An 18,295-nucleotide genomic window follows, 5' to 3' on the forward strand; every position below is an offset into this window, starting at 1 on the left:
GTCCCCCGCGGACCACCCGCGTCCCTCCCCCAGACCTTCAGGCCACCAGCTCGCCGAAGGACTCCTCCTCGTCACGGCCGAAGCTGAGGACCTCGTCCTCGCGCAGCCGGCGCAGCGAGCGCCAGATGCTGGACTTCACCGTGCCGACACTGATGTCGAGGATGTCCGCGATCTCCGGATCCGTACGACCCTCGTAGTAGCGCAGGACCAGCATCGTGCGCTGCAGTTCGGGCAGGCGGGCCAGCGCCTGCCAGAGCACCGCGCGCAGTTCCGTGCCGCGCATCGCGTCCGTGTCGCCGGCCGTCTCCGGCAGCTCCTCGGTCGGGTACTCGTTGAGCTTGCGCCGCCGCCAGGCGCTGATGTGCAGATTGGTCATCGTGCGGCGCAGATAGCCGCCGACCGCCGCCTTGTCGCTGATGCGGTCCCAGGCGCGGTAGGTGGAGAACAGCGCGCTCTGCAGCAGGTCCTCCGCCTCGTAGCGGTCGCCCGTCAGGTGGTAGGCGGTTGCGTACAGGGAGGCGCGGCGTTCCTGTACGTAGGCGGTGAACTCCGCCTCCGACAGGCTCTTCCGCTCCCCCGTGACCTCCCGGTACGCCGCCTCCCCGCTCCCCTGCGGCTTGTTCCCCGCGGCCGCAACCGCGGGGCTGTCAATCACCGTCATGTACGACGAGTGCTGACGCCCGGCGCCGCGAGCGCACCCCCGCCCGCTCACGGCGCCGGACTTCTCGGTGCTCCGTACGACGTCGTGGAGACGCGTCACAACTGCGCTGGAGTTGGTGCTGTGCAGTGCGTTCATCTCGCGCCCCCCGTCGGTGGAGTCTTTTTCTTCGGCGTGCTTGGTTACGAGGAAGAGCTTGCCCGGGCCACTTCATCGAGCTGTCTGCCGAGTGTCACAGGCCTGTCACAGCGACCTGTGAACGCGTTGTGGCGGGCCGGGGGCCGGACGGGGGTCGTGCTCCTCTCCCCCATGGGCCAGAATGACCTCTGTGCCTTTCCTGTTGCTGATCGAGGACGACGACGCCATCCGCACGGCCCTCGAACTCTCCCTGTCACGCCAGGGCCACCGTGTGGCCACCGCGGCGACGGGAGAGGACGGCCTGAAACTGCTGCGCGAGCAGCGGCCGGACCTGATCGTGCTGGACGTGATGCTGCCCGGGATCGACGGCTTCGAGGTGTGCCGCCGGATCCGGCGCACCGACCAGCTGCCGATCATTTTGCTGACCGCGCGCAACGACGACATCGACGTGGTGGTGGGCCTGGAGTCCGGCGCCGACGACTATGTGGTCAAGCCGGTCCAGGGGCGGGTCCTCGACGCCCGGATCCGGGCCGTCCTGCGGCGCGGCGAGCGGGAGTCCACCGACTCGGCGGCGTTCGGCAACGTGGTGATCGACCGGGCCGCGATGACGGTCACCAAGAACGGCGAGGACCTTCAACTCACGCCCACCGAGCTGCGGTTGCTCCTCGAACTGAGCCGCCGGCCGGGCCAGGCGCTCTCCCGCCAGCAGCTGCTCCGCCTCGTGTGGGAGCACGACTACCTGGGCGACTCCCGGCTCGTCGACGCCTGTGTGCAGCGGCTGCGCGCCAAGGTCGAGGACGTGCCGTCCTCGCCGACGCTGATCCGTACCGTCCGTGGCGTGGGCTACCGCCTGGACACCCCCTCGTGAACCCGTCGCACCACCCCCGTACCCCCGATAAGCAGGGCAAGTGAAGCGAGCGATACTCGCCGGTCTGCGCTGGACCAGTCTGCGGCTGCGCCTCGTCGTGGTGTTCGCGCTCGTGGCGCTGACCGCGGCCGTCTCCGCGTCCGGCATCGCGTACTGGCTCAACCGCGAGGCCGTGCTGGTCCGTACACAGGACTCGGCGCTCAACGACTTCCGTCAGGGCATGCAGAACCGGGCGGCCTCGTTGCCGCTGCAGCCGGTCGAGCACGACCTGCAGGTGGCCGCCAAGCAGATGGCGGACAGCAGCAACTCCCGTTACAACGTGCTGCTCGTGGCCGAGCGCGCCCCCGGCAAGCCGATCATCGGGGCGTCGAACGTGGACGGCTTCACGCTCGACGACGTACCCAAGTCGCTGCAGGAAGCGGTCGACAAGAAGCAGAAGGTGACGGGGACCAACGCCTACCCGTACCACCTGTTCTGGCAGCGGATCACGCTGCACGGGCACCCGTACCTGGTCGGCGGCACGAAGATCATCGGGGCCGGGCCGACCGGCTACATGCTGGCCCCGCTCGACCAGGAGCGGCGCGACCTCAACTCCCTCGCCTGGTCGCTCGGCATCGCCACCTTCCTCGCGCTGCTCGCCTCGGCGCTGCTCGCGCAGGCGGCCGCCACCACCGTGCTGCGGCCGGTGCAGCGGCTCGGGGACGCGGCGCGCAGGCTCGGCGAGGGCAAGCTCGACACCCGCCTCAGGGTCTCCGGCACGGACGAACTCGCCGATCTGTCCAGGACGTTCAACCGGACGGCCGAGGCCCTGGAGAAGAAGGTCACGGACATGAGCGCGCGCGAGGAGGCGAGCCGCCGCTTCGTGGCCGACATGTCGCACGAGCTGCGTACGCCGCTGACCGCGCTCACCGCCGTCGCCGAGGTCCTCGACGAGGAGGAGGACAGCCTCGACCCGATGATCGCGCCCGCGGTGCGGCTCGTGGTCTCCGAGACCCGGCGCCTGAACATCCTGGTCGAGAACCTGATGGAGGTCACCCGCTTCGACGCGGGCACCGCCCGGCTCGTCCTGGACGACGTGGACATCGCCGACCAGATCACCGCGTGCATCGACACCCGGGCCTGGCTGGACGCCGTCGAACTCGACGCCGAGCGCGGCATCATGGCCCGCCTCGACCCGCGCCGCCTCGACGTCGTGCTCGCCAACCTGATCGGCAACGCCCTCAAGCACGGCGGCTCGCCGGTGCGGGTCTCGGTGCGCGTCGAGGGCGACGAGCTGGTGATCGCGGTACGCGACCACGGGCCCGGCATCCCCGAGGAGGTGCTGCCGCACGTCTTCGACCGGTTCTACAAGGCCAGCGCCTCGCGTCCGCGCTCGGAGGGCAGCGGGCTCGGCCTGTCCATCGCGATGGAGAACGCGCACATCCACGGCGGCGACATCAGTGCCGCCAACTCCCCCGAAGGCGGCGCCGTGTTCGTGCTGCGGCTTCCGCTGGACGCCACCCCGCCCGCCACCGCCGAGACGCCGGAAGGAGGCGCTGAGCAGTGAGAGGACGACGTCGCCGGGCAGCCGCCGCGCTGGCCGGGCTGCTCGCGCTGGGCACCGCGGCCACCGGCTGCGGCATCCGGCCCACCTCGGTGCCCGTCGACGCGGGCCCGGCGCCGTCCCGGGTGCCGTGCGAGGTGCCGGACGGCGCGGTCGCCCCGCAGTTCGAGGGAGTCACCGTGCAGGTCTATCTGGTGTGCGGGGCGCAGTTGGTCACCGCCCAGCGCTCGGTGCGGATCCCGGAGAACAAGGGTGCCGAGGACCGGCTCCGCTTCGCGCAGGCGCTGCTCGACGAGCTCATCGCGCAGCCGTCGGGCGACGAGAAGGACGCCGGGTTCACCACGGAGGTCAAGGGACCGCTCACCGTCACGGCGGCGCACAAGAACGACCCGCCGGGCGCGCTGCGCCTCAGCCGCAACCCGGAGGACCTCTCGGCGCTCGCGCTGTCGCAGGTGGTCTGCACGTACGCGGAGAACACCCCGACGGCGCCCGGCTCCCAGCAGGTGGTCCTCGGCGGCCCCGGCGAGGACCCGGCGCGCCGCTACACCTGCACCTCGGAGATGAAGTCCCGGCCGGACAGCGCGGCCACCCTCGGCGACATCCCCCGCCCCACCCGCACGTAGCGGGTGCCCGGTGGGCCGGGCCGCGGGCGGGCAGCCGGAATCACCCGTCCGCGGCGGAACCGTTCCCGCCGCGGCCCGCGTCTTGGGGGGCGTGCAGCAGCGTCATGGTCAAGGCGGCAGCGCCGTCATCCGGTTCCGCGTGGTGGGGTTCGTCCTCCTCCTCGCGCATCTGCTGCTCGTGGCGTGGACCTCGCTGCGGCCACGGGACGTGATGTGGGTGACGGCCACCAATCTGACGCCGTTCGCCGGCATCAAGGCCGACCTCGCGCTCGGGCCCCTCGAAGCGGCCCACCAGATCGGCGAGGGCCTGCTGCTTCTCGCCCCGCTGGGGGTGCTGCTCCCGATGGTCGGCGGCCGCCTCCAGGTCTCCCCGCTCGCCTCCCTGGTACGCACCGTGCTCACCGGCGCCCTGATCTCGCTCGGCATCGCCCTGCTGCAGACGGCCGTGCCCGGCCAGGTCCCCGATGTGGACTCGCTGCTCCTGAACACCACCGGCATCGCCCTCGCCCACCTCGCGGTGGTGCCGGCGTGGCGGCGGGGCCTCCGCCGCAGGAACCAGCACGAGCGGCCCGCAGCCGTCCTTCGGGAGGAGTCCCCTCAGGGGCGGACCCCGACGATTCCCAGGGTCGGGATCGCCCCTTAGCCCGATGGTTTGCCCGCATTGCGGGCGGGAGCATGGAGACATCGCAAGGGAGCCCACCAAGAAGCGGCTCCCCCACTCCAGCTCCGAAGGAGCCTGCCATGAGCGCCCCTCTTGTCCGCCCGACCGAAGGCCGCCGGATCGGCGGAGTGTGCGCAGCGCTGGCCCGGCGCTTCGGCACCTCCGCGACCACGATGCGCGTGATCTTCCTCGTCTCGTGCCTGCTCCCGGGACCCCAGTTCCTGATCTACCTGGCGATGTGGGCCCTGATCCCCTCCGAGAAGTCCCCGCGCGCCGCCTGGTAGTCCTCGTAGCCGGAGTCTGCGTCCGGACCTCTCAGCCCTCGACGGTCCGGGCCAGCTTGTCGAGCTGCCGGTCGGCGACCTCGTGCGGCACGGTCACCGTCGCGGGCGCCCGCCCGGACACGTTGATCGCCATGAACCGCACGATGGTGACGCCCTGGCGCACCACGACGATGTGCACGGGTGCAGGCGCCCCCTGGACAAGCGCGGATGCCCTCCAGCCGACCGACTCGTCGCCCTTCACCGCGTACGGCACGGCACGCACATCCCGGTACGCAGCCCTGCGGCCGTCGAGGACCGTGCTGAATTCGTTGCCGCAGCGGGCCAGGGCCGTCCTCAGCTCCGTGATCAGGCGCTTCGCGTCCGGTGCGGAGTACGCGGACAGCGAGGCCGATACCGCGAGGCCCGGGGTGTTCCGCGAGCCGAGGCCGCGGCTCACCGTCGCGCGGGCCCGGTCGTCGGGCGCCTCGCCCATCACCTCGGCGAGCGGCGCGCACGCGGCGCGGTCGGCGATCGGGGCGTCCCGGGCGGCGTCGGGCGAGCGATCGCCGGAGACCTCGTATCCGGGCACGTCGCCCGGCTCAAGTGCGGCTCGCTGCAAGGCAGTCGGCGTCCGGTCCCGGCCGCTCACGGATTCGACCGGGCCGTCCGGAGGTCCGGCGCAGGCGGCGCCGAGCAGCGCGGTCAGGGTGAGCACCGCCGCACGGGCGTATGCCTTCGGACGCATGATCACGACCCTACTCACACACCACCGGGGCGCACACCCGGCTCACGGGTGTGCGCCCCGGCAGGGCGCGAGGCCTGCTCAGCCGGTGAGGCCACCGGGCAGGGTGGCGGCGCCGGAGAGGTTGCTCGCCACGGGGCCGGCCGGCATGCCGCCGAGCAGGGTGCCCACCGGGTCGCTGCTCTCCTGCTGCTGAACGGCCGGCGCCGCCTTCTTGGAGCTGGCTGCGGGCATCGCCTTGCCGACCGTGCCGACCGGGGTCCCCGTGGTGACGGTCGACAGCGATCCCAGGTTCGGAAGCGAGGGGACGGCGGAGGCCGTCCCGGCGGCAGCGGCGGCAAAGGCGGCACCGAGGGCAACGACAGCGAGCGTCTTGGCAGACTGCTTCATCAGAAATATGTCCTTGGGGTGGGAAAGGTGAGCGACTCGCCAAGCTAGTCAGCCGAACACCTGGGCCGCAAACACAGCAAAACGGCCGTGAGTTCACACTCACGGCCGTTTTCCTATACCTAAGATCAGCCGCCCGCGACCGCAGAACCACTGGTCGTGGCGGTCTGCTGGAACAGCCATTCGGACTTCAGCTCGGCATATCCGGGCTTGATCACGTCATTGATCATGGCCAGTCGTTCATCGAAAGGAATGAATGCTGATTTCATCGCATTGACCGTGAACCACTGCATGTCCTCCAGCGTGTAGCCGAACGAATTCGTCAGGTGCTCGAATTCCTGGCTCATGCTGGTGCCCGACATCAGCCGGTTGTCGGTGTTCACGGTGGTCCGGAAGTGCAGCTTGCGGAGCAGCCCGATGGGGTGGTCCGCGTAGGAGGTCGCGGCGCCGGTCTGGAGGTTCGAGGTCGGGCACATCTCCAGCGGGATCCGCTTGTCACGCACGTACGAGGCGAGGCGGCCGAGCTTCACGCTGCCGTCGTCGGCGACCTCGATGTCGTCGATGATGCGCACCCCGTGGCCGAGCCGATCGGCGCCGCACCACTGGAGCGCCTGCCAGATCGACGGCAGGCCGAAGGCCTCGCCCGCGTGGATGGTGAAGTGGTTGTTCTCGCGCTTGAGGTACTCGAAGGCGTCGAGGTGGCGGGTGGGCGGGAAGCCGGCCTCGGCGCCCGCGATGTCGAAGCCGACGACGCCCGAGTCCCGGTAGGAGTTGGCGAGTTCGGCGATCTCCAGGGCGCGGGCCGCGTGCCGCATCGCGGTGAGCAGCGCGCCCACCCGGATGCGGTGGCCGTTCGCGCGGGCCCGCCGCTCGCCCTCGCGGAAGCCCGCGTTGACGGCCTCGACGACCTCTTCGAGGGTGAGGCCCTGCTCCAGGTGCTGCTCGGGCGCGTAGCGAACCTCGGCGTAGACGACGCCGTCCTCGGCGAGGTCCTCGGCGCACTCGGCGGCGACGCGGTACAGCGCGTCGCGGGTCTGCATGACGGCGCAGGTGTGCGCGAAGGTCTCCAAGTACCGTTCCAGGGAGCCCGAGTCGGCGGCCTCGCGGAACCAGATGCCGAGCTTGTCGGCCTCGGTCTCGGGCAGTCCCGTATATCCGGTCGCTTCGGCGATGTCGATGATGGTCCCGGGTCGAAGACCCCCGTCGAGGTGGTCGTGGAGCAGCACCTTCGGGGCACGGCTGATCTGATCCGGGGTGGGTACGGATGCGGTCTGGCTCGTCATCTGCGCACTCTAGCCCCTACGCGCGTAGATCACCGGGCGTACGAACGCCGTCGATACGTAACAGTGACCGTGCAGACGGGTGGAGTACACCCGGGCTTCTGAGACTGTTCTGCCATGGCACAGCAAGCGATTCCCCTGCCTGCTGCCCGGCTGGGACGGGCCGTCGGCGCGAGGGGCCCCGGCGCGACGGTCAGCGGTGTGGTCCTCGTGCTCCCGGACGGCGACCCCGTCTCGGCACGCCGGCCCTCCCCCATCGCGTACGCGGCAGCCCTGCCACTGGCCCGCAGGCTGGCCCGGGACGGGCGCGAGGAGGGCCTGGTGGCGCACGCCGTGCACTATCGCGGCCAGGGCTGGAACGGCGGCGACGCCCGGCTCGCCACGGACGCCGACTGGGCCGCGGACGAGGTCGTACGGCGCTACGGAGACGTGCCGGTGTGCCTGGCCGGGCACGGCATGGGCGGCCGGGCGGCGCTGCGCGCGGCGGGCCATCCGGCGGTCAACTCGGTTCTGGCGCTCGCCCCTTGGATCCCCGAGGACGACGTGGCGGCCGAGCTGGAGCCGGTGAAGCAGCTGGTGGGCCGGCGCGTGATGATCGTGCACGGCACCAATGACGCGCGCACCGACCCGGAGCTGTCCTATCGCCTTGCCGAGCGCGTCAAGAAGGCCAACCGCGACACCTGCCGCTTCGAGGTCCACTCCGACGGCCACGCGCTGCGCCAGCACCGCCCCGAAGTCCACGCGCTGGCCGTCGACTTCGTCTTCGGCACGCTGTTCTCGCGCCCGTACACCCGCCCGGTCACGGACGCGTTCGCGGCGCCGCCTCCGCTGGGCCTGCGCATGCCGCTGGCCGCGGGCTTCGGCAAGTCACTCGGCAAGTCCCGCAAAAAATAAGGGAGTCACCCGGATTCGTACCAGCTACTCGGGGATCAGCTTGCCCCGGCGGGACAGCAGGAAGGACTTGAAGGCGGCCACCGGCGGGGCGTCCGGGTGGCCGTCCAGCCAGGCGACCCCGATCTCGCGCACCGCACGCGGGGCGGTGACGGTCAGTTCGACGACGCCCGGCCGGGCGACCGCGGGCGGCGGGAGCAGTGCCACGCCGAGCCCGGCCGCGACCAGTCCGCGCAGCGTCTCGGCCTCCTCGCCCTCGAAGGCGATGCGCGGCGCGAACCCCGCCTCCGCGCACAGGTCGTCGGTGATGCGACGCAGGCCGTAGCCCGGTTCCAGGGTCACGAAGGTCTCGTCGGCGGCCTCCGCGAGCCGCACGCGTTTGCGGCCTGCGAGCCGGTGGTCGTCCGGCACCACCAGGCGCAGCCGCTGCTCGTCCAGGCGCCGGGCCGCCAGGTCGGGCGCGTCCGGCACGGGCGAGGTCAGACACAGGTCGAGCTCCCCGGCCCGCAGCCGCTCGATCATCGCCTCGCCGTAGTTCTGTACGAGGGTGAAGCGGATGCGGGGGTGGTCGACCCGGAAGGCCCGGATGAGGCCCGGCACGGTTTCGGAGCCCATGGTGTGCAGGAAGCCGAAGGCGACCCTGCCGGCCGCCGGGTCGGCGTCCGCGCGCACCGACTCGGCGGCCCGGCCGACCTCGGCCAGCGCCCGCTCGGCGGAGCCGAGGAAGGTGCGGCCCGCGGCGGTCAGCGAGACGGTGCGGCCCTTGCGCGCGAACAGGGCGACGCCCAGGTCCTCTTCGAGGCGGACCATGGCGCGCGAGAGGGTCGACTGGGGCACGCCGAGCTCGTGCGCGGCGCGGGTGACGTGCTCGTGCCGGGCCACTCCCGCGAAGTAGGCGAGGCGCGGCGCCAATGCCATCGCCATGTCTTCTTCGTAACTGTTCAATGACACGCGCGCCCCTGACCTCGCTTGATGCATGAGTGGATCGATTGTCGCCCATCTGTGCATTGGACGCATAAATGCAGGCAGGCCTACGGTCTCCGTATGCCTCCTGCCAGTACCGGGGCGTCCACCACCGTGGGCGCCTCCACCTCGCCTTCCCCGCTCCAGCTCACCCCGGGCGCCGCCGGTTACCGCCGGATGAGCTTCGCGCTCTTCGCCGCCGGTGTCGCCACCTTCGCCCTCCTCTACTCCACCCAGGCCCTGCTGCCGCTGATCTCCGCGGACCTCGGGGCCACGGCGAGCGCGGCCAGCTGGACGGTGTCGGCGGCCACCGGCGCGCTCGCCCTGTTCGTGCTGCCGCTGAGCGCGCTGTCCGAGCGGTTCGGGCGGACCCGGATGATGACGGTGTCCCTGGCGATCGCGGTCGCGGTGGGCCTGCTCGTCCCGTTCGCGCCCAACGTGGGCTGGCTGGTGGCGCTGCGCGCGGTGCAGGGCGCGGCGATCGCGGGGCTTCCCGCGTCGGCGATGGCGTACCTGGCGGAGGAAGTGAAGCCGAAGGCGCTGGTCGCGGCGATCGGCCTGTTCGTCGCGGGCAACTCGATCGGCGGCATGAGCGGACGCATCCTGACCGGCTGGGTGGCGCAGGCCTGGGGCTGGCGCGCGGCGCTGCTCTCGGTGGGCGCGCTGGCCGCGGTGTGCGCGGTGGCGTTCCGCCTGCTGCTCCCCAAGGCCCGTAACTTCACGCCGGGTTCGCTGAACCCGCGCGCCCTGGCCGGTACGGTGCGCGGCCACCTCGCCGACCCGCTCCTGGTGCGCCTGTACGCGATCGGCGCACTGTTCATGACGGTGTTCGGCGCGGTCTACACGGTGATCGGCTACCGGCTCACGGCGGCGCCCTTCAACCTGCCCCAGGGCCTGATCGGCTCGATCTTCCTGGTCTACCTGGTCGGTACGGTCTCCTCGGCCGCGGCCGGCAAGCTGGTGGCCCGGGTGGGCCGCCGGGGCGCCCTGTACCTGGCGGTCTCCACGACGGCGGCGGGCCTGCTGCTCTCGCTCGCGAGCTCCCTGCCCGCGATCCTGGCGGGCCTGGTCCTGATCACGGCGGGCTTCTTCGCGGGCCACGCGGTCGCCTCGTCCTCGGTGAGCCACACCGCCAAGCACGGCCGCGCGCAGGCGTCCGCGCTCTACCAGTCCGCCTACTACCTGGGCTCCAGCGCGGGCGGCACGCTCGGCGCGGTCGCCTTCCACGCGGCGGGCTGGCCGGCCACGGTGCTGCTCGGCATCCTGGCGGTCCTCGGCGTCGTATCGGTCACCCTGTACGGCTCGCACGCGGCCCGCGCCGAGCGCCGCACCCACCGTCTGCACCTGGTCCACGCACGCCACTGACCTGCGCTTTCGTCGGTTCACGCGCGATTGTCAGTGGGGTCGGGTAGCTTCCGAAGTGCTGGTATTTGCGCGGCACGACACGGGGTGGACCGATGAGTGATCTGGCAGCGGCGGATCTGGACGTACGCCTCGAAGGGCACCGCAGGGAGCTGACGGGGTACTGCTACCGGATGCTCGGCTCGGCCTTCGAGGCGGAGGACGCGGTGCAGGACACGCTGGTGCGGGCGTGGCGCAGCATCGACAAGTTCGAGGGCCGCGCCTCACTGCGCTCGTGGCTGTACCGCATCGCGACGAACGTGTGCCTGGACATGCTGACCGCGGGCAGCAAACGGGCCCGCCCCATGGACCTGACGGCGGCGACGCCGGTCGCGGGCGCCCAGCTCAACTCCCGCCCGGAGGTGACCTGGTTGGAGCCGGTGCCGGACGGGCGGGTGCTGCCGACGACCGAGGACCCGGCGGAGGCGGCGCTGGCCCGCGAGTCGGTGCGGCTCGCGTTCGTGGCCGCGCTCCAGCATCTGCCGCCCAAGCAGCGGGCGGTGCTGATCCTGCGCGAGGTGCTCGCGTGGAAGGCGAGCGAGGTCGCCGAGCTGCTCGACACGAGCGTCGCCTCGGTCAACTCGGCGTTGCAGCGCGCCCGTTCAACGCTCGCCGAAGCAGAGCCGAAGCAGTCGGACGCGGCCGATCCCCTCGACGAGGAGCAGCAAAAGCTCCTGGACCGGTACGTGGCGGCCTTCGAGGGCTACGACATGACGGCCCTGACCGCCCTGCTCCACGAGGACGCCACGCTGTCGATGCCGCCGTACGACCTGTGGCTGCGCGGCCACGACGACATCGTGGGCTGGATGCTGGGCGTGGGCGAAGTCTGCCGGGGCTCCCGCCTGCTCCCCACGGTGGCGAACGGAACGCCCGCCTTCGCGCACTACCACCCGGACCACGAGAAGGGCGGGTTCACGCCCTGGGCCCTGATGGTGATCGAGACGAGCGGCGGCAAGGTCTCCGGCATCTGCTCGTTCCTGGACACGGAGCGGTGGTTCCCGCTGTTCGATCTGCCCGCCCGCCTGGACGAGGAGGGCCACCCGGTCCCGGCGCCCTGAGGGGCTCAGTCGACCCCCAGCCCCGCCAGCTCCAGCAGAGCCACGAGCCCCGCCCCCGCATTCCGCATCCGGACGCGGCCCCCGGCCCGCCGGGCGGTGAGCCGCAGCCGGGCCACGGCTTCCACGGCGGCCAGATCCGCCCGGCCCAGTGCGGCGAGGTCGCACACCACCTCGTCGACCCCGGCCCCGTAGAGCGCGCGCAGCCGCTCGCACAGGAGCGGGACGTCGGCGAAGGTGAGGGGGGCGGGGACGACGAGGACGGGGTGTTCGGCGGAGTCGGGGGCTTCCAGGCTCATGCTGGTGAGACCGGCGTGATCGGCGGAACTCATCGGTGGGCCGCCCCGTCGGCTCGGCCTAACGCCCGGGGAAGCCTGCCGTCTCGATCGTCAGGCCGAAGGGCGCGGGCAGCTTGATCGCCTCGCCGAACTTTCCTCCCGCGAGCGTTCGGTAGACATCGCCCTTCGGCTCGCCGTACAGCATCACGGTGGGCCCGCCGGGCGCCCAGCGGTCGATCAACAGGTAGAGCGGTACGCCAGCCTGTGCGTATCCGGCGACCTTCGTGATGCGGTCATGGCTCGCGTTGGACTGTGAGGTGATCTCGACTACCAACTCGGCCACGTCGGCAGGGATGAAGTTCCTGCCGACGGTCAGCGCATCTCTGGGAACCACCAACAGGTCCGGGACGTACATTCCGTGCCGGGACGGGATCGCGACCGCAAGCGTTTGGTAGATGCCCCAGTCCGTAGGGATCACGGGGTAGAGCTGCCGCTGAACAGTGTCAGCGATGTCGTTGTGCTCGATCGATGGCGTTGGTGACAAAGTGACGACCCCCTCGATGATCTCCACCTTGGAGCCCTCGGGTGCATCCGTCTCCTCCCAGAGGCGGACAAGATCGTCCCAGCCCTGGCCGGGCTCGTGGCCAACCGTGAGTGCGCTCACGGCGGTCTCCTTGCGTCGGTTCGTCACGACTCCAGCATGCCGAACGGGACCGGAGGGGGTCCACCGATCCCGTTCACCCGTACGAGGCCACTCCCTGAGCAGGCCCAGCTCAGGCGATGCGCTCCAGCACGATCTGGTTCGCCGTGAACCCCGTACCGGCGGGCGCCACGTCGTACGAACCCGCCACCGATTCCAGCGCGTACTCGAACTTCTCCGGCGTGTCCGTGTGCAGGGTCATCAGGGGCTGGCCCGCGGTCACCGTGTCGCCGGGCTTCGCGTGGAGCTCCACGCCCGCGCCCGCCTGGACCGGGTCCTCCTTGCGGGCGCGGCCGGCGCCCAGGCGCCAGGCGGCGACGCCGATGTCGTACGCGTCGAGGCGGGTCAGGACGCCCGAGGACGGGGCGGTGATCACGTGCTGCTCGCGGGCGACCGGCAGGGTCGCGTCCGGGTCGCCGCCCTGGGCCGCGATCATCCGGCGCCACACGTCCATCGCGGAGCCGTCCGCGAGGGCCTTCGCCGGGTCGGCGTCCTTGATGCCCGCCGCGTCCAGCATCTCGCGGGCGAGCGCGATGGTGAGCTCGACGACGTCGGCGGGGCCGCCGCCCGCAAGGACCTCGACGGATTCCCGGACCTCGAGGGCGTTGCCCGCGGTCAGGCCGAGCGGGGTGGACATGTCGGTGAGCAGCGCGACCGTCTTCACGCCGCTGTCCGTGCCCAACGCGACCATCGTGGAGGCCAGTTCCCGGGCGTCCTCGATGTTCTTCATAAACGCTCCGGTGCCGACCTTCACGTCCAGGACCAGCGAGCCGGTGCCTTCCGCGATCTTCTTCGACATGATCGAGGAGGCGATCAGGGGGATCGCCTCCACCGTGCCCGTCACGTCGCGCAGGGCGTACAGCTTCTTGTCGGCGGGAGCCAGGCCGTCGCCCGCCGCGCAGATGACCGCGCCCGTGGTGTCCAGGACGTTCAGCATCTCCTCGTTGGACAGCAGCGCCCGCCAGCCGGGGATCGACTCCAGCTTGTCGAGGGTGCCGCCGGTGTGGCCGAGGCCCCGGCCCGAGAGCTGCGGCACGGCCGCGCCGCACGCGGCGACCAGCGGGGCGAGCGGCAGGGTGATCTTGTCGCCGACGCCGCCGGTGGAGTGCTTGTCGGCGGTGGGGCGCGAGAGCGAGTCGAAGTTCATGCGCTCGCCGGAGGCGATCATGGCCGCGGTCCAGCGGGCGATCTCGGTGCGGTTCATGCCGTTGAGGAGGATCGCCATGGCAAGGGCGGACATCTGCTCGTCGGCGACCTCGCCGCGCGTGTACGCGTCGATGACCCAGTCGATCTGCTCGGGAGACAGCTCGCCCCGGTCTCGCTTGGTGCGGATGACGGAGATGACGTCCATGGCATTCCTTCCGGCTTGGTGCACGTTGGTACGAACGCGACTCTACGCGCATAGAGGGGAGTTGAAAGTGCGGCCCCGCACCAGGGTGCGGGGCCGCGGGGTTACTTCAGGTGGTCCGGGCCGAAGGCCTGGGGCAGCATGTCCGCCATCGTGAGGACACCCTGCGGGGTCTCCAACAGGAGCTCCGGGCCGCCGAATTCGAAGAGCAGCTGGCGGCAGCGGCCGCACGGCACCAGCACGTCGCCGTGGCCGTCCACGCAGGTGAAGTGCGTCAGGCGGCCGCCGCCCGAGAGCTGGAGCGCCGAGACCAGCCCGCACTCGGCGCACAGGCCGATGCCGTACGAGGCGTTCTCGACGTTGCAGCCGGTCACGGTGCGTCCGTCGTCGACCAGGGCCGCCGCGCCGACCGGGTAGCCCGAGTACGGCGCGTACGCGCGGGACATGGCCTCGCGCGCGGCCGCGCGCAGCGCCTCCCAGTCGGGCGTCGGCGTCACTTGCCCTGGCCCTTCCGGTAGCGCATGCCGTCCGCCTTGGGCATCCGCAGACGCTGGGCGGAGAGCGACAGGACGAGCAGCGTCACGACGTAAGGGGTCGCGCCGACGAAGTCGCCGGGCACGTCGTCGGTCAGCAGGTACCAGACCAGGATGGCCACGGCCACCACCGCGCTGATCGCGGCCTGGAGCATCGCCTTCTTGTACGCCTTCCAGCCCGCCAGCGCCGCGAGGAGGACGACGAGCAGGAGCAGCAGGGCGTGCACGGTGGTGCCGCCGTTGCGCAGCTGGAGCGCGTCGGAGAAGCCGAACAGGCCCGCGCCCATGGCGAGTCCGCCCGGACGCCAGTTACCGAAGATCATCGCGGCGAGACCGATGTAACCACGGCCGCCGGTCTGGCCCTCCAGGTAGATGTGCGAGGTGACCAGGGCGAGGAACGCGCCGCCGAGACCGGCGAGGCCGCCGGAGACGGCGACCGCCGCGTACTTGTAGGAGTACACGTTCACGCCGAGGGACTCGGCCGCGATCGGGTTCTCGCCGCAGGAGCGCAGACGCAGCCCGAAGGCGGTCTTCCACAGGATCCACCAGGTGCCGACGAACAGCAGCACGGCGATGACGGTGACCCAGGAGACCTCGGTGACCAGGCCGCCGAGGATGCCTGCGAGGTCGGAGACGAGGAACCAGTGGTGGTTCTGGATCGACTCCAGGCCGGAGGACAGGCCCGGGATGGTGAAGCTGGGCAGCGCGTCGGCGGGCGGCGACTGCTTGGGGTTGCCGCCCTTGACCTGGGCCTCGCCGTTGTTGAAGAACAGCTTGGCCAGGTACTGCGTCACGCCGAGCGCGAGCAGGTTGATCGCGACACCGGAGACGATGTGGTCGACGCCGAAGGTGATGGTGGCGATCGCGTGGAGGAGGCCGCCGAGGACACCGAAGCCGACGCCCGCGATCAGTCCGAGCCAGGGGCTCGACTGCCAGCCGACCCACCCGGCCCCGAAGGTGCCGAGGATCATCATGCCTTCGAGGCCGATGTTGACCACGCCGGCCCGCTCGGACCACAGACCGGCCAGGCCCGCGAGCCCGATCGGCACGGCGAGACCGAGCGCGGCGCTGATCTGGCCCTCGCTGGTGAGCTGGTCGGCGCCGGTGATGATGCGTACGGCGGAGACGAGGATCAGCGCGCCCGCGATGATCATCAGGACCTGCGCGAGGGAGAACTTGCGCTTGGCGTTGCCCCGCTTGACCCCGGCCGGAGGCGGTGGGGTGGTGGTCGTGTCGGTCGTGACGCTCATGCCGTCACCTCCGTCTCGGTCTTGGCGGCCTGGGCCGCGAGCTCGGCGCCGACGCGCTGCTGCTGGCGCTTGAGGCCGTAACGGCGCACGAGTTCGTAGGCGATCACGACGCACAGGACGATGACGCCCTGGATGACGCCGAGGATCTCCTTGTCGTAACCGATGAATTCCAGATGGTTGGTGGTGCGCTCCAGGAAGCCCCACAGCAGGGCGGCGAGGCCGATGCCGATCGGGTTGTTGCGGCCGAGCAGCGCGATCGCGATGCCCGTGAAGCCGAGCCCGGTGGGGAAGCTGTTGTCGAACTGGTGGGTGTCGTTGAGCAGGGTGGGCATGCCCACCAGGCCGGCCACCAGACCGGAGATGATCATGCTGGTGATGATCATCTTCTTGACGTTGGCGCCGCTCGCGGCGGCGGCCGACTCGGACTGGCCGACGGCGCGCAGGTCGAAGCCGAAGCGGGTGCGGCCGAGCGTGAACCAGTACGCGATGCCGGCGAGCACGGCGACGACGATGAAGCCCCACAGCTGTCCGGCCGGGCCCATGTCGATGGTGAAGAACCACGCCGAGTCGGGCAGCGGCTTGGTCGAGACGAGCGTGCCGGCCGAGTCGAGCTGGCCGAGCCGGCCGGGCTGGATGAGGTAGGCGATGATCGCGGTCGCGATGGCGTTCAGCATGATGGTCGAGATGACCTCGCTGACGCCCCGGGTGACCTTCAGGATGCCCGCGACCGCCGACCACATCGCGCCGACGAGCATGGCGACGACGATGATGACCGGGATCTGCACGATGCCGGGCAGGCTCATCGCGCCGCCGACCACCGCGGCGAGGAAGGCCGCCAGACGGTACTGGCCGTCGACGCCGATGTTGAACAGGTTCATCCGGAAGCCGACGGCCACGGCGATGCCCGCCAGGTAGTACGTCGTCGCCTTGTTGAGGATGTAGACCTGGCTGTCGCTGGCCGAGCCGTACGACAGCATGTCGTTGAAGGCCGGGAACGGGTTCTTGCCGGTGGCGAGGATGACCAGGGCGGTGACGACAAGGGCCGCGACGAGCGCGAGCACGGGGGCCGCGGCCGCGAGGAGCAGCTTCTCCTTGTCGATGCGGGAGGTGAACTTCTTCATCGGTCCTCTCCCCCAGTGTTCTCGTGGTGCTCCAGGTGGCCGGTGGCGGCACCGGTCATGGCGGAACCCAGTTCTTCGGGGGTGATCGTGGCGGGGTCTGCGTCGGCGACCAGACGGCCCCGGTACATCACCCGCAGGGTGTCGGACAGGCCGATCAGCTCGTCCAGGTCGGCGGAGATCAGGAGCACCGCGAGGCCCTCACGGCGGGCCTCCCGGATCTGGTCCCAGATCTGCGCCTGGGCGCCGACGTCCACGCCCCGGGTGGGGTGCGCGGCGATCAGCAGCTTGGGGTGGTGGCTCATCTCGCGGCCGACGATCAGCTTCTGCTGGTTGCCGCCGGACAGGGACGCCGCGGTGACCTCGATGCCGGGGGTGCGCACGTCGTACTCGCGCACGATCCGCTCGGTGTCACTGCGGGCGGCCTTGTTGTCGAGGAGGGGGCCCTTGGAGTTGGGCTTCTCGGTGACGTGGCCGAGGATGCGGTTCTCCCAGAGCGGGGCCTCCAGGAGCAGGCCGTGGCGGTGGCGGTCCTCGGGGATGTACCCGATGCCGTCCTCGCGGCGCTTGCGCGTCGGGGCCGTCGAGATGTCGGTGGTGTCCAGGGTGATGACACCGCCGTCGGGGATGCGCATGCCCATGATGGCCTCGACGAGCTCGGCCTGGCCGTTGCCCTCGACGCCCGCGATGCCGAGGACTTCGCCCTTGTGGATCGTGAAGGAGACCGAGGAGAGCACCTCGCGGACCACGCCGTCGGGGTCGGTGGCCGCCAGGCTCAGGTCGGCGACCTGGAGCATGGGGACCGTGGTGACCGTCGACTCGCGGGTCTCGGGCGAGGGCAGCTCGCTGCCCACCATCAGCTCGGCGAGCTGCTTGGTGGTGGTCGTACGGGGGTCGGCGGTGCCCACCGTGGTGCCGCGCCGGATCACCGTGATCTCGTCGGCGACCGAGAGCACCTCGCCGAGCTTGTGCGAGATGAAGATGACGGTCAGGCCCTCGGCCTTGAGCTCGCGCAGGTTGTCGAAGAGCGCCTCGACCTCCTGCGGGACCAGGACCGCGGTCGGCTCGTCGAGGATGAGGGTGCGCGCGCCGCGGTAGAGGACCTTGAGGATCTCCACGCGCTGGCGGTCGGCGACACCGAGGTCCTCGACCAGGACGTCCGGGCGGACCCCGAGGCCGTACGCGTCCGAGATCTCCTTGATCTTGTTGCGGGCCTTGGCGCCGATGCCGTACAGCTTCTCGCCGCCGAGGACGACGTTCTCCAGGACGGTCAGGTTGTCGGCCAGCATGAAGTGCTGGTGGACCATGCCGATGCCGAGCGCGATGGCGTCGGCCGGGCTGGAGAAGGAGGCCTCGGCGCCGTCGATGGTGATGGTGCCCTCGTCCGGCTTCTGCATGCCGTAGAGGATCTTCATCAGGGTCGACTTGCCGGCGCCGTTCTCACCGCACAGGGCGTGCACGGTGCCCTTGCGGACGGTGATGTCGATGTCCTTGTTGGCGACGACACCCGGGAATCGTTTGGTGATGCCGCGCAGTTCGACGGCGGGAGGGCTGGACGCGTTGATGGCGCACTCTCCTCGTGGGCAGGAGCAGGG

The 18,295-nt window shown here is 70.9% G+C and carries 20 protein-coding genes; 8 read left to right on the top strand and 12 right to left on the bottom strand.

The genetic code is table 11. The annotated features are described in order from the left end of the window. Positions 1-37: 37 nt before the first annotated feature. A complete protein-coding gene (locus IE206_RS16480; RefSeq protein WP_189962927.1) occupies positions 38-796 on the bottom strand; it encodes a SigE family RNA polymerase sigma factor in 759 nt (252 codons plus the stop codon). 190 nt (positions 797-986) lie between these two features. On the opposite strand from IE206_RS16480, the gene afsQ1 reads away from it, so the two are divergent. The 5 genes from afsQ1 (at position 987) to IE206_RS16505 (ending at position 4,775) form a co-directional block, all read left to right on the top strand. After that, positions 987-1,664, top strand: a complete 678-nt coding sequence (afsQ1, locus tag IE206_RS16485) for a two-component system response regulator AfsQ1 (RefSeq protein WP_189962928.1) — start codon at positions 987-989, stop codon at positions 1,662-1,664. Positions 1,665-1,704: 40 nt separating this feature from the next. Beyond that, the gene (locus IE206_RS16490) at positions 1,705-3,210 is read left to right on the top strand and encodes an ATP-binding protein (RefSeq protein WP_189962929.1); all 1,506 of its coding nucleotides are present in this window, start codon (positions 1,705-1,707) and stop codon (positions 3,208-3,210) included. Further along, a complete protein-coding gene (locus tag IE206_RS16495; protein WP_189962930.1) occupies positions 3,207-3,830 on the top strand; it encodes a hypothetical protein in 624 nt (207 codons plus the stop codon). The genes IE206_RS16490 and IE206_RS16495 overlap by 4 nt, the downstream gene beginning before the upstream one ends. Before the next feature lie 91 nt (positions 3,831-3,921). Next, positions 3,922-4,473, top strand: coding sequence for a VanZ family protein (locus IE206_RS16500; protein ID WP_189962931.1), 552 nt, complete (start codon positions 3,922-3,924; stop codon positions 4,471-4,473). Between the two features lie 98 nt (positions 4,474-4,571). Next, positions 4,572-4,775, top strand: a complete 204-nt coding sequence (locus IE206_RS16505) for a PspC domain-containing protein (RefSeq protein WP_189962932.1) — start codon at positions 4,572-4,574, stop codon at positions 4,773-4,775. A gap of 31 nt (positions 4,776-4,806) precedes the next feature. Here the strand turns inward: IE206_RS16505 and IE206_RS16510 are convergent, their stop codons facing one another. From IE206_RS16510 to IE206_RS16520, 3 genes are all read right to left on the bottom strand, one after another. Continuing rightward, positions 4,807-5,499 carry a hypothetical protein gene (locus IE206_RS16510; protein WP_189962933.1) on the bottom strand — a complete coding sequence of 231 codons (693 nt, stop codon included), beginning with the start codon at positions 5,497-5,499 and terminating at the stop codon, positions 4,807-4,809. Positions 5,500-5,577: 78 nt separating this feature from the next. Further along, the gene (locus IE206_RS16515) at positions 5,578-5,886 is read right to left on the bottom strand and encodes an ATP-binding protein (RefSeq protein ID WP_189962934.1); all 309 of its coding nucleotides are present in this window, start codon (positions 5,884-5,886) and stop codon (positions 5,578-5,580) included. A 125-nt stretch (positions 5,887-6,011) separates the two neighbouring features. After that, entirely contained in the window at positions 6,012-7,166 is a 1,155-nt protein-coding gene (locus IE206_RS16520) for an adenosine deaminase (protein ID WP_189962935.1), read from the bottom strand. 114 nt (positions 7,167-7,280) lie between these two features. Here IE206_RS16520 and IE206_RS16525 point away from each other — a divergent pair, with 114 nt between their 5' ends. Next, entirely contained in the window at positions 7,281-8,057 is a 777-nt protein-coding gene (locus tag IE206_RS16525) for an alpha/beta hydrolase (protein ID WP_189962936.1), read from the top strand. 24 nt (positions 8,058-8,081) lie between these two features. Here the strand turns inward: IE206_RS16525 and IE206_RS16530 are convergent, their stop codons facing one another. Next, complete coding sequence (locus IE206_RS16530) at positions 8,082-8,978, bottom strand: LysR family transcriptional regulator (protein WP_189962937.1); 897 nt, start codon at positions 8,976-8,978, stop codon at positions 8,082-8,084. Positions 8,979-9,098: 120 nt separating this feature from the next. Between IE206_RS16530 and IE206_RS16535 the strand changes: the two genes are divergently transcribed. After that, positions 9,099-10,382, top strand: a complete 1,284-nt coding sequence (locus IE206_RS16535; RefSeq protein WP_189962938.1) for an MFS transporter — start codon at positions 9,099-9,101, stop codon at positions 10,380-10,382. A gap of 92 nt (positions 10,383-10,474) precedes the next feature. Then, positions 10,475-11,476: a sigma-70 family RNA polymerase sigma factor gene (locus tag IE206_RS16540; protein ID WP_189962939.1), complete on the top strand. Its 1,002-nt coding sequence runs from the start codon at positions 10,475-10,477 to the stop codon at positions 11,474-11,476. 5 nt (positions 11,477-11,481) lie between these two features. Here IE206_RS16540 and IE206_RS16545 read toward each other — a convergent pair whose 3' ends face one another. From IE206_RS16545 to IE206_RS16575, 7 genes are all read right to left on the bottom strand, one after another. After that, positions 11,482-11,805 (bottom strand): STAS domain-containing protein, encoded by a 324-nt coding sequence (locus IE206_RS16545; protein ID WP_226598860.1) that lies wholly within the window; start codon positions 11,803-11,805, stop codon positions 11,482-11,484. Between the two features lie 25 nt (positions 11,806-11,830). Further along, complete coding sequence (locus IE206_RS16550; protein WP_189962940.1) at positions 11,831-12,415, bottom strand: Uma2 family endonuclease; 585 nt, start codon at positions 12,413-12,415, stop codon at positions 11,831-11,833. A 109-nt stretch (positions 12,416-12,524) separates the two neighbouring features. Next, positions 12,525-13,802 (bottom strand): thymidine phosphorylase, encoded by a 1,278-nt coding sequence (locus IE206_RS16555; protein ID WP_189962941.1) that lies wholly within the window; start codon positions 13,800-13,802, stop codon positions 12,525-12,527. Between the two features lie 101 nt (positions 13,803-13,903). Further along, positions 13,904-14,296 (bottom strand): cytidine deaminase, encoded by a 393-nt coding sequence (locus tag IE206_RS16560; RefSeq protein ID WP_189962942.1) that lies wholly within the window; start codon positions 14,294-14,296, stop codon positions 13,904-13,906. Continuing rightward, positions 14,293-15,582: an ABC transporter permease gene (locus IE206_RS16565; protein ID WP_189962943.1), complete on the bottom strand. Its 1,290-nt coding sequence runs from the start codon at positions 15,580-15,582 to the stop codon at positions 14,293-14,295. The genes IE206_RS16560 and IE206_RS16565 overlap by 4 nt, the downstream gene beginning before the upstream one ends. Next, entirely contained in the window at positions 15,579-16,703 is a 1,125-nt protein-coding gene (locus tag IE206_RS16570; RefSeq protein WP_189962944.1) for an ABC transporter permease, read from the bottom strand. Before IE206_RS16570 ends, IE206_RS16565 begins: the two co-directional genes overlap by 4 nt. Further along, entirely contained in the window at positions 16,700-18,235 is a 1,536-nt protein-coding gene (locus tag IE206_RS16575) for an ABC transporter ATP-binding protein (RefSeq protein WP_189963125.1), read from the bottom strand. Before IE206_RS16575 ends, IE206_RS16570 begins: the two co-directional genes overlap by 4 nt. Between the last annotated feature and the right edge of the window lie 60 nt (positions 18,236-18,295).

It is taken from the genome of Streptomyces violascens (assembly GCF_014649955.1).
GTDB lineage: Bacteria > Actinomycetota > Actinomycetes > Streptomycetales > Streptomycetaceae > Streptomyces > Streptomyces violascens.

Coding starts and splice junctions, on each gene's coding strand:
- IE206_RS16480 (WP_189962927.1), bottom strand. CDS start 796: ATGAACGCACTGCACAGCACCAACTCCAGCGCAGTTGTGACGCGTCTC.
- IE206_RS16515 (WP_189962934.1), bottom strand. CDS start 5,886: ATGAAGCAGTCTGCCAAGACGCTCGCTGTCGTTGCCCTCGGTGCCGCC.
- IE206_RS16565 (WP_189962943.1), bottom strand. CDS start 15,582: ATGAGCGTCACGACCGACACGACCACCACCCCACCGCCTCCGGCCGGG.
- IE206_RS16530 (WP_189962937.1), bottom strand. CDS start 8,978: ATGGCGATGGCATTGGCGCCGCGCCTCGCCTACTTCGCGGGAGTGGCC.
- IE206_RS16520 (WP_189962935.1), bottom strand. CDS start 7,166: ATGACGAGCCAGACCGCATCCGTACCCACCCCGGATCAGATCAGCCGT.
- IE206_RS16545 (WP_226598860.1), bottom strand. CDS start 11,805: ATGAGTTCCGCCGATCACGCCGGTCTCACCAGCATGAGCCTGGAAGCC.
- IE206_RS16540 (WP_189962939.1), top strand. CDS start 10,475: ATGAGTGATCTGGCAGCGGCGGATCTGGACGTACGCCTCGAAGGGCAC.
- IE206_RS16555 (WP_189962941.1), bottom strand. CDS start 13,802: ATGGACGTCATCTCCGTCATCCGCACCAAGCGAGACCGGGGCGAGCTG.
- IE206_RS16505 (WP_189962932.1), top strand. CDS start 4,572: ATGAGCGCCCCTCTTGTCCGCCCGACCGAAGGCCGCCGGATCGGCGGA.
- IE206_RS16525 (WP_189962936.1), top strand. CDS start 7,281: ATGGCACAGCAAGCGATTCCCCTGCCTGCTGCCCGGCTGGGACGGGCC.
- IE206_RS16570 (WP_189962944.1), bottom strand. CDS start 16,703: ATGAAGAAGTTCACCTCCCGCATCGACAAGGAGAAGCTGCTCCTCGCG.
- IE206_RS16510 (WP_189962933.1), bottom strand. CDS start 5,499: ATGCGTCCGAAGGCATACGCCCGTGCGGCGGTGCTCACCCTGACCGCG.
- IE206_RS16535 (WP_189962938.1), top strand. CDS start 9,099: ATGCCTCCTGCCAGTACCGGGGCGTCCACCACCGTGGGCGCCTCCACC.